The 14,661-nt window shown below is 72.5% G+C and carries 7 protein-coding genes; 4 read left to right on the top strand and 3 right to left on the bottom strand.

Annotated elements, in window-relative coordinates; genetic code table 11:
- Positions 1-46: 46 nt before the first annotated feature.
- Both ABGB17_RS31065 and ABGB17_RS31060 read right to left on the bottom strand, forming a co-directional pair.
- Positions 47-1,243, bottom strand: a complete 1,197-nt coding sequence (locus ABGB17_RS31065; protein WP_347636140.1) for a monodechloroaminopyrrolnitrin synthase PrnB family protein — start codon at positions 1,241-1,243, stop codon at positions 47-49.
- A 284-nt stretch (positions 1,244-1,527) separates the two neighbouring features.
- Entirely contained in the window at positions 1,528-2,487 is a 960-nt protein-coding gene (locus ABGB17_RS31060; protein WP_347636135.1) for a hypothetical protein, read from the bottom strand.
- Between the two features lie 324 nt (positions 2,488-2,811).
- Here ABGB17_RS31060 and ABGB17_RS31055 point away from each other — a divergent pair, with 324 nt between their 5' ends.
- The 4 genes from ABGB17_RS31055 (at position 2,812) to ABGB17_RS31040 (ending at position 12,044) form a co-directional block, all read left to right on the top strand.
- Positions 2,812-3,228 (top strand): hypothetical protein, encoded by a 417-nt coding sequence (locus ABGB17_RS31055; protein ID WP_347636132.1) that lies wholly within the window; start codon positions 2,812-2,814, stop codon positions 3,226-3,228.
- 89 nt (positions 3,229-3,317) lie between these two features.
- Positions 3,318-4,046, top strand: coding sequence for a GNAT family N-acetyltransferase (locus tag ABGB17_RS31050; protein WP_347636129.1), 729 nt, complete (start codon positions 3,318-3,320; stop codon positions 4,044-4,046).
- A complete protein-coding gene (locus ABGB17_RS31045; protein ID WP_347636126.1) occupies positions 4,031-5,524 on the top strand; it encodes an FAD-binding oxidoreductase in 1,494 nt (497 codons plus the stop codon). The genes ABGB17_RS31050 and ABGB17_RS31045 overlap by 16 nt, the downstream gene beginning before the upstream one ends.
- A 28-nt stretch (positions 5,525-5,552) precedes the next feature.
- A complete protein-coding gene (locus tag ABGB17_RS31040; protein WP_347636122.1) occupies positions 5,553-12,044 on the top strand; it encodes an FG-GAP-like repeat-containing protein in 6,492 nt (2,163 codons plus the stop codon).
- 107 nt (positions 12,045-12,151) lie between these two features.
- On the opposite strand, the gene ABGB17_RS31035 is transcribed toward ABGB17_RS31040, so the two are convergent.
- Positions 12,152-14,661, bottom strand: a 2,510-nt coding sequence (locus tag ABGB17_RS31035) for a CHAT domain-containing tetratricopeptide repeat protein (protein WP_347636120.1), incomplete at its 5' end; no start/stop codon positions are given.

The following is a 14,661-nucleotide window of genomic DNA, read 5'->3' as shown; positions in this document are numbered from 1 at the left end:
CCGACAACAGTGCGACGGTGAGAGCGAGGGGCGGCACGCGCGGGGCTCACGCGGGGCGCCGTCCCCCGCCGGGGAGGTCCGCCTCGGCCACCAGGTGACGGGAGGCGCGGGTGACGGCGGTGCCGGCGAGCTCACCGTAGGCGCGGGTGGCGGCGAGCAACTCGTCGATCAGGTCCATGCCCGCTCCCCCGCTGCCGATCTCCGCGCCTCTCAGAGCGTCCTGGTAGGCGCCGCGGACCAGCCGGCGGTGCCGTCCCCGGAAGACGATCATGGCCTTGAGCACCGCGAGCAGGGCCCGTGCCCCGGCGAGCACGCCGGGCGTCACCCGGGAGTCGAGGTCGCGCAGGGTCCGGGTCAGCAGGGACGGCACGCCGAGAAGGTCCTCGTGGCAGGCCGTCCAGACGGGCAGGCCGTAGGGGACGAGGTCGGCGCGGAAGCCGTCGAGCCGGTCGTGGCCGGCGTCGGCCGCCCACACGGCCTGGTCGACGGCGTACAGCGGCAGGTGCGCCGCCGCGGGCGCGTGGTAGGAGACGCCCCGCACCGTGAACGGCTCGAAGTAGGGGCGCAGGTGCCGGGTGAAGAAGACGGGGTCCAGTCCCGTGCGCTCCATGTGCACGTGGGCGGCGGCCTGCTCCAGGTCCCGCGCCGCCGCCAGGCAGGTGACCGTGAACCGATGCTCGCCGGTCCCCACGCCACGGGTGACGAGCGTGGAAAGGGCCCGCGCCGCCTTCTCCAGCGGGAGGGTCCCGGCGACGGAGCATTCGATGAGCACGTGCTCGCCAGGGGCGCCGGTGAAGGTGCGGCGCCGCGCGCCGGCGGGATTCCACACGCTGTAGTGCAGGATCGTCTCGCGGGGAACCATGTCCACCCGCGCCCCGGCCTCGGCCAGCGCCTCCTCGACGCCGGCGGGGGCGTCGCCCGCCGTCAGCCCGTGGCGCACGAGGGAGGCGACGGCCATGCCGAGGTCGCGCACCGCCGCCATGGAGTCCCATACCTCCATGGCGGGCAGGCCCGCGAGCGCCGGGACCGCCGAGCGCAGCCCGCCGATGATCGCCCGGGTGTCGCCGGCGGCGTTCAGCTCCGGCAGGCGGGCCATGAACGGGTCGAGCCCGAGGGGGTCGGCCCCCGCGATGCGGGCCGCCGGGACGCGGTCGGACCACAGACCGGCCAGGGGGCCGGGGCCGGCCGCGCCGCCGACGGGGGCCAGCGGGCCGTGCCCGGCCGCGTGCCGCGATGAGGACATGACGAACTCTCCTTAAGACGATGTGAAAGCCGGGACACCCGCTCACGGGTGTGTGCGAACGGCTGGAGAAGAGAAAGGAAACGACTGAAGAAGAGAAAGGAGAACCGGCCGGGAAACACATTCACGGCCGGTCGGCCCGGCGTTTTCACGCGGCCCGGTGAGTGCCTTTCCGGACGCAATCCCATCGCGTTCCGCCGATCGCCGCCTCCTGGGCCACCCCTAAACCGCACCCCAAACATCGCTGCGCGCGGAACACCGGCGGAAAACGGTGGCGAATGCCTCGGCTAAGGGGTCACGGCGACCGTGACCCCCAGATGACTTTCGATGGTGGAGACCTTCTCGGCGTACACCGTGTCCCCGATGAGGGTGCCGCCGACGATCATGCCGCGGACGACGGCGCCACTGCCCGCCGCCTGCGAGTACACCGGGCCGCCGGAGTCCCCGACGGTGCCGAGGAACTGGCCGGGCTTGCTCACCACGATCAGGTCGGTCGTCCAGCCGCCGCCCTGGAACAGCGCCCCGGCCAGGCTGACGACGGTCCCGCCGCACCTGGCCTTGGCCAGTCGCCCGCTCACGCACACCGAGGAGCCCATCGCGGGGTCGCCCCGGCCGATCACGGTACGGGAGATGGGGGATCCGGGATCGGTGTAGATCTTGTTGGTGTACGCCCCCCCGCCGGAGATCGCGATCATGTCGTAGGCGGGGAACCCCGACTCGCCGTGGGCGACACCGTAGAAGTGCGGCCCCGAGGCCAGGCCGTCGCCGTCGTCGAAGCAGTGGCCGGCCGAGACCGAGCCCCGGGCCCCGCCGGGGAGCACCACCGAGAAACCCGAGGTGCAGATGTTCCCGAAGACCTGGATCTCGGCTCCGCCCCAGTGCGGGCCGGCGTCCGAGGCGCGGCCGCCCTCGAACCGGGTCACCGCGCTCTGCGTCAGCTCGACGCGGTCGCCGAGCTCCGCCTTCAGCGCCCGGGCGACGTCACTGTCACCCGGGCCGAAGCTCACGTGGAGCCGCGTGCCGTCCGGGCCGGGGTGCACGGCGAAGGTCGAACGGGGGGCGCGCGGGTGCCACTCCAGGCGCCTGACCATGTCATAGGCCTCCAGCAGGTCCGGCCGGGTGAAGCAGACGCGGGCGGCGCCCTTGCCCGCGTCGGCGCAGGACTCCCCCGCCTCGCCGTGCGCCGCCGCCGGGATCAGCGCGCACAGCAGCGATCCGGCGGCCACCAGGGTTCTCGCCAGTCTCATGGACATCCGCCTCCCCGCCCGTGCACACGGTTTCCGTCGTGCCGGGCCGTCATCCGTCGTCGACGTCTCGGACGCTAGGGAACCGCGTGAGAAAAGAATGACACCACGGTGAAAGCGCGCGGCCGGGCGATTTCGGGGTCCCCTGACACGACCCCCAAAACAGGTGGCCGCCACAGTGCCCCGCCGGTATGGATCGGTAACCGGGAAAACTTGGGGTCGGTATCAGGATGAATTCCCGATGAAACGACGGCCCGGCGTGCCGGATCATTTTCTGGGCGCGGCGGAGCGTCGCGTCCTTTCCGGCACGGAGATGGGGGATCTCTCATGCGCACATCGATCAGGAGGCCCGCGGCGGCCCTGGGGCTGGCGGCGCTGACGGCACTCGCGGTCGTGGGGGCCGAAGCGCCCGCGACGGCGGGCACGTACCTCGAAACGCAGTACGTCGTGTGCCCGTCCTACGACAACGGCACCTATTACGACGACTACGACAACTACCCGGGCGACTGGCAGAGCCAGACCGGTTACCGGGCCTACGCCAGGTGCATGAAGAAGAGCGCGAACTCGCCGGCCAGCACGGTCAGGCTCGTCACCGAATGCGAGTGGGGTTTCACCTACCACGGCGCCCCGACGAAGATCACGGACACGTACGGGACCTGGCTCGGCGCGTCGCCGTCCGAGAACACGGCGGGGTGCCTGTTCGGCGTGAAGAGCTACAAGGTCGAGCACGTCTCCGTCCCCTGACCCCGGCACCGATCCGCGGGCGCGGCACCACGCCGCGCCCGCGGGCTTGACCCGCCCCGCTCACCGGGGCGGCACCCATGGGAGTAGAGATGCCGCCTTCGGCGCACCGGCGGCCGGTGTCCGGGACGTCCCCGGAGCCCGGCCGGCCGAGCTTGGAGATCCGGGCCTGGACGTGCCCGGCGCGCCCGTGTGAGGCGTGGCAGGAGGAGTTGCGGGCCTTCCGCGGGAGGGTCATCCATGACGGGGGGCGGCGGCCGCGCTTCAAGGTGGGCGACGGCCTTTTCGCCGACCCCGACCGGCATGACGCGCACGCCTACCACATCCTCGCCAGGAACGCGGCAGGCGGCCCCCTCACCGGGTCGGTGCGCCTGACCCCGCTCGGCGCCGCCACCCGGGGCCGGGTGATGGCGCTGGCCGGGGCGGAGGCGGGACGTCTGCTCGCGGCCGGCGGGTACGCGCCGTCCGACACCGGGGAGGGCGCACGCCTGGTGGTCGCCGAGGACGCGCGTGCGCGCGGCGTGGGCCGGCTGCTCGTCGTCGCGGGGACCGTCCTGCTGGAACAGCTCGGCCTGCGGCTCGCCGTGATCCTCGCGGGGACGCGCGACGGCCAGCACGAGATCCTGCGGCGGATGGGGTTCACCGAGGTCTCCCCCACGCGATACCCGCTGCCCGAGGTGGAGGACGAGGCCGTGCTGATGGCGTGCACCCCCGCGGACCTCCCGGCCCGCGACCGGCAGCTCGCCGCGGAGCTGCGCCCCGTCGTGGCGGACCTGCTCCGCGTGACGGGCCGCGAGGAGTGCTCGTGCGCCCGGACCTGACGCCCCTCGGCGCGGCCGTGCGGGACTGGCGGCGGCGCGTCGGCGCGGAGCACGTGCTCACCGACCCGCCGATCCTCGCGCGCTACGGCACCGCCGTCTGCGGGCAGACGCGTGACGTGCCCGCGGTGGTGCGGCCCGCCACGGCCGCGCAGGTGCGTGGCGTCGTGGCGGCCGCCCGCCGGCACGGCGTCCCCCTGTACCCGATCAGCCGCGGGCGCAACTGGGGCCTCGGCTCCCGGCTCCCGGTGCGGGACGGCACGGCGGTCCTCGACCTGTCGCGGCTGGACGCGATCCGCGAGTTCGACGAGGACGCCCACGTGGTGGTCGTCGAGCCCGGGGTCACCCAGTCGGCCCTGTGCGCCTTCCTCGGCGCGAGGGCTCCCTGGGCACACCCCAACGTCACCGGGTCGAGCACCGACTCCAGCGTCCTCGGCAACCTCCTGGACCGGGGGGTGGGTTACCTGTCGCCCCGCATGGACGACCTGGTCGCGCTGGAGGCCGTGCTCGGGAACGGCCGCCTGCTGCGCACCGGTCACTGGGGCTCGCCCGGCCTCATGGGGCACCGCTGGCCGCACGGCGTCGGCCCCTCGCTCAACGGCCTGTTCACGCAGTCCAGCCTCGGCGTCGTGACCGCCGCCGCCGTGCGCGTCCGGCCGAGGCCGCGCCGGCAGTACGGCGTGGCCGTCACGGTCGGCGCCGAGGACGGCCTGCGGGCGCTGATCGACGGCCTGCGGCTGCTCCACGTGCAGGAGACCGTCCGGACGGTGAGCCACGTGTTCGACACCTCCCGCCTGCGGACATCGCTGAACCTCGACGGCGGGGTGTGGACGGCGTTCCTCACCGCCGGCGGGTCCCCTGCGGTGGCCGACGCCTGCCGCGCCGACATCGAGGCGGTCCTCGGCCCGGTGGGCGACGTCCACATCGAGGAACTCGACCCGTCCGCAGCCCCGGCTCCGCCGGAACCCGACCCGGTCCTGGCCGCGCGGCGCGGGGTGTTCGACCTGATGCTCGGCCGCCCCACCGACAAGGCCGTCGAACTCCTGCTCGCGCGGTCCGGCGAACCGTACTCCCCCGGCCGGGTGGACCTGTCACGGGCCGGCACGGTGTTCTGCGTCCAGGCGGTGCCGCTGGCGGGGGAGGCCGCGTGCCACGCGGTGACCCTGGCGCGCCACCTCGGCGCCGAGCACGGCTTCGAGCCGTCCGTCAGCCTCAACGCCGTCAGCCCCCACACCATGGAGTTCGTCGTCAACGTGCTGTTCGACCGCCGGGAGCCGCGCGAGGCGGCCCGTGCGCGCGCGTACGTGACGGCGCTCCACCACGCTCTCATGGCCGCCGGTTTCGCGCCCTACCGCCTCGGCGTCCAGGACATGGACGTCGCGGCCCGCCCCGGCGACGCCTTCTGGGACACCGTCGCGGACCTGAAGCACGCGCTCGACCCCGCGGGGATCGTCGCCCCGGGCCGCTACACCACCGTGTGATCGCAGTAATCAGGAAAGGAATACCCCGATGCGTCGGAGGAGATGGCCGGCCCGCGCGCTGTCGCTCGTGGTGACGGCGGCGCTGGTGGCCCAGTCGCTGGTGGCGGCCCCCGCCCGGCCGGCCGTGGCGGCGGCGGCCGTGGTCAAGCCCGAGCCGCCCGAGCCGCTGACCGTCCCGGACGACCCGGTCGTGGCGGCACAGTCCGTGGGCTACCTGCCGTGGTCCTCCGAGGTCAAGCCGTCGGGCAACTACACGATGTCCCTGCCCCTCGACGTGCCCGCGGGCCGGGCCGGGGTCCGGCCGGAGCTGTCGCTTGAGTACTCCAGCAACGGCACCGACGGCCTGTTCGGTGTGGGCTGGTCGCTGCCGGCGCTCTCGGCGATCACGCGGTGCGGCCAGACCCTGGCGACCGAGGGGTTCGTCAGCGGCGTGCATCTCGACATCTGGGACCGGTTCTGCGTGAACGGCACCAAGCTGGTCCCGCTGGACGGCGGCGCCAACGGCGGCGAGGGCACCGAGTACCGCACCGAGACCGACGTCTTCACGAGGTTCGTGTCGCAGGACAGCACCGCCGCGGGGCCGGGGAAGTTCGTCGCGTACCTGAAGAACGGGCGGATCCGGGAGTACACCGCGGTGACGGCCCCACGCTGGATCTCGGTGGTGGACCACGACCCCGCGACACCGGCGACGCCGCCCTCGCAGCGGACCCTCGCCGCCGGGACGCCGCGCGTGATGTGGACGCTGACCACCGAGCGCGACCGCGCGGGCAACACGATGACCTACGAGTACCAGAACCTCGGCGGCGCCGAAGGACTGCAGATCGTCCCCCACCGGATCCGCTACACCTCGAACGGCCAGCAGCAGGCGCACCGCTACGTGGAGTTCGAGGTGGAGGACCACCCGCACGTCCAGGTGAACTGGAAGAGCGGGGTGCGCTTCGTCCTGGCCAAGCGTGTCGCGTCGATCGCCATGTACGCGCCGAACCCCGCCGCGACCGCGCTGGTCTGGAAGTACGACCTGGACTACGAGACCAGCGGGAGGACCGGCCGCAGCCTGCTGGCGTCGGCCAGGAAGTGCGCGGCGGCGGGCGGATGCGCCTGGGCCAAGAAGTTCGGCTGGGACCAGAGCTCACCCGCGCCGGCCTTCACCGCCACGGCGCTCGGCCAGATCGACCTGGACACCTCGGCCGAGCACATCGCGTCCCAGGCCCCGTGGCTGCAGGTGCTGGACGTCAACGGCGACGGGCTCGACGACCTGGTGTACTTCCGCGGCGGGCCGACCGGTCAGGAGCGGACGTTCGCCCGGCTCGGGACCCGGGACGCCGGCGGCGCGCCGCAGCCGCTGAGCACGCTGATCCCGCAGAACAAGGTGCACGACACCGACGGCACCCCGATGACCACGGGTGCCGTCGCCGTGTCCCGCGGCCGGCCGGTCGACGTGGACGGCGACGGCGTGTCCGAATGGTGGGTGCCGCACGCCGGCACGTACGAACTCCTGCGGTGGGACGCCGCGGCCCAGGCCTTCCGGCGCACCGGGGTCTCGGGGAACGCGTGCACGACCTTGATCGCCGCCCAGGGCTTGTTCTGCCCGCCCACCGAATGGGTGGACTTCGACGGCGACGGACGCCTTGACCTGGCGCAGGGCGCCTACACCTCGCACTACGTCGAGCCGCTGCAGACCCCGGAACTGCACATGAACTGGGGCGAGTACCAGGTCCGCCACAACGCGGGCGGCATGGCGCTGGGGGATCCGGTCCCCACCGGGGTGAAGGCGGGCTGCGCCGCCCGCGCCGGGGACGTGGACGGGGACGGGCGCGGCGAGCTCCTGGTCACCGAGCGGACCTACAGCGCGGACCCGGACGCGCAGCGAGGGTTCTGCGCGGACGACCAGGGCTGGCCGAAGGGCCACGTGCTCGGCCGGGGGTCCGGCAAGCAGTTGCAGGCCACCCCGTCGACGTTCCTCGGGGAGGCCGGCACGTACCGTTCCGCCGCCGGCTGGCAACACCCGCAGGGGGACTTCAACGGCGACGGGTTGATCGACGTGCTGGGCTCCCGGGGGAACAACACCCACCAGGCGCTGTGGAACACCGGCAACGGCCTGGAGCTGGCCGCCGGGACCGTCGATCTCGGCTCGTGCCCGCACACGTGCAGGACCGCCGACGTCAACCTGGACGGCCGCGACGACCTGGTGAGCAGCACCGGGCTGTGGCTCTCCCAGGGGGACGGCACCTTCACCGAGCACCCCCTGAACTTCGGAACGCCCTACCGCAACACCTTCGGCACCACGATGACCAGGATCGGCGACTTCAACGGCGACGGACACCCCGACATCGTGACGGTCACCGAGGACGGCACCATGAAGCTGCTCCGGCAGAACCCGCACGCCACCGACCGGGTCGTCAAGGTCTTCGACGAGCACACCGCGTGGCCCAGGGAGTCGGTGACCTACTCCCCCGAGTGGTCGGACACCCCCGCCGGCAAGGCGGGCCACACGTGCGCCTACCCGCTGCGGTGCATCCGCCGCGGGCTGATGGTGGTCCGCTCGGTCACCTCCCGCGCGCACCTGGTCAACCCCTCCCACCCCGGGGAGCTGGGCCGCACGGTCCACTACTCCTACGAGGACCCGGTGACCCATGTGCGGGGCCGCGGGTTCCTCGGGTTCGGCGAGTTCCGCGTGTGGGACCCCGCACGGCCGTCGCAGACCGTGACCACCTTCGACCACCGGACGAGCCTGGGCAACGGGCGCTACCACCCGTACGCGGGGATCGCCAAGACGGTGACCACCGCCGCACCGATCCTCACCCCGGAGCAGGCCGTCACCGCTCCGGGCTCGGTGACGGCGCGGGTGACCAGGACCGTCGCGACGCAGACGGAGCTGCGCCTCCTCAACGGCGGGAAGAGCCACGCGGTGTTCCCGCGCAAGTCCCGCACCACCGAGTGGGAGCAGCCCGTCACCCTCACCTGGGGCTCCTTCCCCGCGCAGGACACCGTGAGGCTGCACGTCGGCGGGATCAGCGAGCCGGCGTCCCCGCCGCGCCGCGTCGACACCGAAAGCGACTTCGACGACTTCGGCAGTCCCACCCTGCGGGTCACCAAGACCGCCGGCGGGGTGACGCGGACCGTCGTCTCCACCTACGAGAACCGGACGTGGAACTGGCTGGTGGGGCTGCCGCAGACCCGAACCGAGACCGCGGCGGAGGCCGACCCGGCGGTCCCGCCGGTGACCAGGCGGACCGGTTTCATCCACGACGACCTCGGCCGGCCGCACCAGGTGGCGCTGGAGAAGGACAACCCCGACCTCGACCAGCGCCTGACCACGACCCAGTGGTACGACGGGCTGGGCGTGCCGGTCCTCGACGTCGCGGCGGCGGCCGGGCTGCCGTCCCGGGTCACGCACACCGAGTACGACCCGGTGTACCCGGGTGCCCCCGACGAGCGGATCCACCCCAGCCAGACGTGGTCGGAGCACCCCGATCCGGTCAGTGTCGCCACGGAGTGGACGGTGGTCCACCCGGCGCTGGGCCTCCCCGTGCTGACCATGGACGCCAACGGCGTCACCACGTCCGCCACCTACGACGGTCTCGGCAGGCTCAGGACCACCGCCGGTGACGGGCAGGTGCCCGGCAGCGTGAGCTACACCGGCCGCGCCGACGAGTTCGGCGGATACAACGGCATCCACATCGCCACCTCGTCCGGGCCGCAGCAAGCCGTCCTCACCAGCGACGCGCGCGGCCTTGCGCTGCGGACCGCCACGCCGGGACTCGACGGCCAGCCCATCGCCGTGGAGGCGGTGTACGACGCGCTCGGCCGCCTGGTGCGGCAGAGCAGGCCGGCGACCGGCGCCCCCGCCGCGCACACCAAGTACATCTACGACAGCCTCGACCGGCTGGTGCGCGGCGAACTGCCCGGCGGCGCCGTGACCACCAGCACCTACACCATGTCCGAGCAGCGCTCCGTGGACGCCGGGGGCGACGAGGGCGTGGTCACGTTCGACGCCGACGGCCGCGTCGTGCGGAGCGTGAACGTGCTGGCCGTGCCGGGGCAACCCAAGCAGGACATCGGGACCACCTACACCTACGCCCCCTTCGACCTGCCGCGCACCGTCACCGACCCCAAGGGCGCCCAGACGGTGATGGCGTATGACGCGCGCGGGCGGCGCACCTCCCTGAACCACCCCGACCAGGGCTGGACCTCGTACAAGTACAACGGTTTCGGGGAGACGCGCAGAGAGGTCGCCGGCGGCCTGGTCAGGGGATACACCTACGACCAGCTCGGCCGCCCCGCCACCGTCCAGCAGGCGGACGGCACCACCGTCTTCACCTGGGACACCAGCCCGCACGGCCGGGGGATGCTCGCCCAGGCCACCGGCTTCGACGGCGTCACCACCGCGTACCGCTACGACACGGCCGGACGGCCGGCCGGCCTGGACCTCGTCGACGGCCAGCAGGGCACCTACAGCCTCGACATGACCTACGACGCGAACGGCCGCCTGCACACCCTGGCCTATCCGGAGGTGCCCGGCCGGGACCGCTTCACCGTCCAGTACGCCTACAACCCCCTCGGGTACCTGAAGTCGGTCACCGACGTCTCCGGCCAGCAACCCGCCGGGACGTTGTGGCAGGTCACCGGGCGCGACGCCGACATGGCCCTGACCGACGGGGTGCTCGGCGGCTCCGTCGCCCTGCACCACGAGCGCGACCCGGCCACCGGCCGGCTGACCGGCGTCACCGCGGCCAAGGGCACCACCACCCTGCTGGACATCGGCTACGGCCACTGGCCGAGCGGGCTCGTCAAGAGCCGCACCACCGACGACGGCGCGCTGGAAAGAGAGGAGACCTTCGCCTACGACACGCTGCGCCGGCTGACCCGGTGGACGGTGGACCCCGGCAGCGGGCCCGTCACCGACTACCGCTACGACACGATCGGCAACCTCACCGACATCCACCGCGACGGCGCGCCGGTCGAGCACCGCACGTACGGCCTGCCCGACGGCACCCAGCCCCGCACCCTGACCCGGGTCACCGCGCTGCCGTCGCACACCCACACCGGCCTCGGGTACGACGGCTACGGCCGGCTGACCACGAGACCCGCCCAGAGTGTCACCTACACGCCCTTCGACGACCTGCCGAAGACCGTGCAGGCGGGCAGCCAGACCTGGAACTTCGCCTACGACGCCTTCGGGCGGCGCGTCAGGAAGAGCGGGGTCCACGGATCCACGCTCTACGTGCCCGGGTACTACGAGAAGCGCACGACCGGCGGCACCGTCGAGCACGTCTTCCACGTGCGCGGCGTCGAGGGCGCGGCCGCCGACGTCGTCCACCGCCAGCCCGCCGGCGGGGGCTCGGGCACCACCGAGGTCCTCTACTCCCTGCACGACGCCCTCGGCAGCGTCACCCAGGTGCTCGACGGCGACGGCGACCCGCAGAGCAGGCACTACTACGAGCCGTTCGGGCAGCGCGTGAATCCCGACGGCAGCGTGTTCACCGGGACGGCCGGCACCGTGACGCGGGGCTTCACCGGACACGAGCACGACGACGCCCTGAAGCTGATCAACATGGACGGCCGCGTCTACGACCCGTCCCTGCGGCGGTTCCTCACGCCCGACCCGATCGTCGGCGCCCCCGGCAACGGCCAGAGCTGGAACCCCTACAGCTACGTGGGCAACAGCCCGCTCACCTTCACCGACCCCAGCGGCTACTACCCCTGCTTCGCGAGCGGCTACCTGGCCGAGTGCACCGACGTCGGCTGCGACGCCTCCGGCGGAGGCGACGGCTGCGCGACGTGGGTCGACTACGACAACGCGACCTTCTGGACCGACCAGGTCGCGGACTGGATCACCGGCGGGGGCGGGGCGCCCTGGGGCTCCGGGACCGACCCCGGCGGGCTGGCCTACTCCGACGAGTCCGGCGCCGGCCCCGGTGGCGCCGCTCCGGCCCAGTGCCGGGTCGGATGCCACTTCGGGAACTCCGGCCACAGCGGGCCCACATGGCGCGGCGTCACCGGTCAGACGTACCCCGGCGCCACCCGGGGCGGTGACGGCGGCCCCGGACCGGCGCTCGGCGCCGCGGTCGCCCTCGGCCCCCGCCTTCTCGGCCGTCCGGTCCCCGCCCCCGGCGTGGCCGGCCTCCTGCTCATGGCCGCCCTGCTCGTCGTCACCGCCGTCGCCACGACGGCCGCGGACGAGGAGGCCCAGACGCTGCAGCGCTACTACCACTACGGCCCTCAGGAGGCGATCGACTCCATCGTGGCGTCCGGCGTGATCATGCCGGGCTGGCCCGGCGCGGCCGTCTACGTCACCGACCTCGCGCCCGACGCCATGGACAAGGAGAGCCTGACCAAGACCCTCTTCGGCACACCCGTCGGGGACGCCGGCCCCCGCTACGACAAGGTGCAGGCGTACGTGGAGATCTGGCTCAACCGCGGGGAGGTCACACCCACGGCACTGCCGTACGTGTACTCCTCATGGACCCCCCTCTACGTCAAGGGCCGCATCGGCCGCTTCGGCCCGGCCTTCCCCTGACCCCGGCCACCCGGAACGGCCGCGGGCTTCGGCCCGCGGCCCGTGCGGGTTGTGGACCGCGGCGACGTCGCGGCGGTCCCGGCCGCGACGTACCCCGCCCCCCATCGTCACGCGCCTGCGTGGATGTAAGCAGCCCACAGCGAGGGAGTGGTGAGGTGGGCGGCACGGATGGCGCGAACACTGCGATGCAGCGCGCAGGCGGCCTGGTCGGTGTCCAGAGTGCCGTCTGCTGTGGTGAGGGCGGTGTAGAAGGCGGTGGCGATGGTGACGGCGACGGCGTCGTTGATCGGCCACAAGGTGGCGACGACGTGGGGGAACCCAGCGAGCTGGAACACCGAAGCGAGATGGATCGCCTCGTCCAGCAGATGGACGGTGGCGGTGAGGGCGGTGCCGCAGGCCGACAAGTAGGCCAGACGGGCGTGATCCAGGGCGATGGGAACCAGGGCGGTGACCGTCAGCGGGTCGGTCTGGTGGTCGTGCAGCAACACACGACTGTTGGAGGGGTCAGCCGGGTCACTGACACCGTGGCACGCGAAGTGCGCGATCGCGCACCGAGACAGATGAGTCAGGACATTGGCGGTGGTCGGTAACCGGCCAGGGTCAGCGGGGGTGGTACCGCCGGGTTCGCTGAGCACCACCGAGTCGGGCAGGCGGGCGCGCACCTTGGCGGCTTCGGCGGTCACGTTCGGCAGGTCGCCGTGGCCGGACAACCCCGGGGTGGTCGGCATCGCGACGATGAGCCCGCGATGCGATGCGGTGCCGCGGGCCGCGCTGCGCTGCCGAGCGTGGCGCAGGGCACCGACGGTCGGAGTGTAGGAGGAGACGACCCGGTCCAGCACGGTGCGGTGCTGTGGGTCGGTCAGCCCGGTGTGGTGGCCGGCGGCGTGAACGGGCAGCAGGCTAAGCACTCCGCCCGGTACCCACCACACACGCGGCCACGGTTCGCCGGGTGCGGGCGGCTGGTGATACCCCAGTGCTGCCAGTACCGGCCCGGCGGCCTCATCCCACAGCCAGCCCAGGACGTCCTGGATCGTCATCTCGGCGTCGGCCCGGGCGGCGCGGGGGGCGGTGGTGTCGGCGGCGGTGCTCAGGGCCTGGTGAAAGGCGTTGACCTGGTCGATCACGGCGGCGAGGGTGAGGCCTGGCAGTGTCAGGGCGGTGACACCGCCAGAAGTGAGCAGCAGTGCGTCGCTGCGGTGATTGCTGACGCTGAACACCACCACCGGCCCGGACACCGCCTGCTCCAGGAGTTGTCCGGTGGTGGGGGGAAGAGCGAAGTGGGCGAAACCGTTCAGGGTGCGAATGTGCTCGAGCAGTGCGGTGAACTCCTCCGCCAACAGGCGCCGGCCGTCCTGCGCCGTCTGCCGGGCCGCGTCCGCCGGCGTCTGATCGGCAGAGGTCATGACGGCCGAGGCCGCTCCACCAGTGAACCCGTCCAGCACCTCCCGCAGTTCGACGAACCGGGCGGCGAGGTCAGGATGGCGTTCACGTAGTTCGGTCACGTCGCCACGGGTTCGCAGCGCTTGGCTCAGCATGACCGCCCTGGCCGCCTCCAGCAGCCGCAACGCCCGCGCGGGCCGTGCATGGGAAGGCAGACCCGGATCGGCGAGCGTCAGGGCGGCGGCATCGGCGGCGATCCCGCCGAACGCACCAAGGGCATGCTGCTGGTCCGGCCGCTCCAGCCGCCGCGGCGCGACAAGCGGCAGCAACTCCACCGCTTTCTCCAGGAGCGCGGCAGCCCGTGCGGGCTCCGAGACCGCCCACAGTGACGCGGCCGCCCGAGCCGCGTTGATCCGAATCGAAGGCGCGGCGGACTCCACGCCTGCCGCCTCTGCGAACACCGACGCCGCCGTATTCCGGTCATCCATGGTCCCGGTGCGTCCGAACCGGACCGACAAGGCGTTGCCCCAGATACACAGAGTCCGGGCTCGGCCAGGGTGATCAGCAGATACGGCCCGTACCGCCTGCCGCCCCACCTCGACCGCCTCATCCAGATCGCTCACCTGCCCCGTACGCGTGAACCGGACCAGCAGCGCGTTCCCCAGAGTGGTCAGAGGTTTGGCTCGGTCAGGCTGATCCGCGGATATCGCCCGCACCGCCTCACGCCCCACCTCGACCGCCTCATCCAGATCCCCCACCGCCCCCAGCCGCTCGAACCGCGTACGCACCGCGATGCCCAAGTTGTTCAGCGATACGACCCTTTGAGGATGATCAGGCGGAATCCTCCGCACCGCCTCCCGCCCCATCTCGACCGCCTCATCCAGATCCGTGAGCAACCCCATACGCTCGTACCGGAGCTGCAGCGTGAACACCAGATTGCTCAGATACTTGACGTGCTCAGGATGATCCGCGGGCATCGCCCGCACCGCCTCACGCCCCACCTCGACCGCCTCATCCAGATCCCCCACCGCCCCCAGCCGCTCGAACCGCGTACGCACCGCGATGCCCAAGTTGTTCAGCGATACCCCCCTTTCAGGGTGATCAGGCGGCATCCTCCGCACCGCCTCACGCCCCATCTCGACCGCCTCATCCAGATCCGTGAGCAACCCCATACGCTCGTACCGGAGCTGCAGCGTGAACACCAGATTGCTCAGATACTTGACGTGCTCAGGATGAT

The organism is Sphaerisporangium sp. B11E5, assembly GCF_039871875.1.
GTDB lineage: Bacteria > Actinomycetota > Actinomycetes > Streptosporangiales > Streptosporangiaceae > Sphaerisporangium.
The sequence above is the reverse complement of the archived record's forward strand: the minus strand, read 5'-3'. Positions and strand labels throughout refer to the sequence as shown.

Excerpts from the sequence above, each read along its gene's own strand:
- ABGB17_RS31060 (WP_347636135.1), bottom strand. The coding sequence starts at position 2,487 with ATGAGACTGGCGAGAACCCTGGTGGCCGCCGGATCGCTGCTGTGCGCG.
- ABGB17_RS31065 (WP_347636140.1), bottom strand. The coding sequence starts at position 1,243 with ATGTCCTCATCGCGGCACGCGGCCGGGCACGGCCCGCTGGCCCCCGTC.
- ABGB17_RS31040 (WP_347636122.1), top strand. The coding sequence starts at position 5,553 with ATGCGTCGGAGGAGATGGCCGGCCCGCGCGCTGTCGCTCGTGGTGACG.
- ABGB17_RS31050 (WP_347636129.1), top strand. The coding sequence starts at position 3,318 with ATGCCGCCTTCGGCGCACCGGCGGCCGGTGTCCGGGACGTCCCCGGAG.
- ABGB17_RS31055 (WP_347636132.1), top strand. The coding sequence starts at position 2,812 with ATGCGCACATCGATCAGGAGGCCCGCGGCGGCCCTGGGGCTGGCGGCG.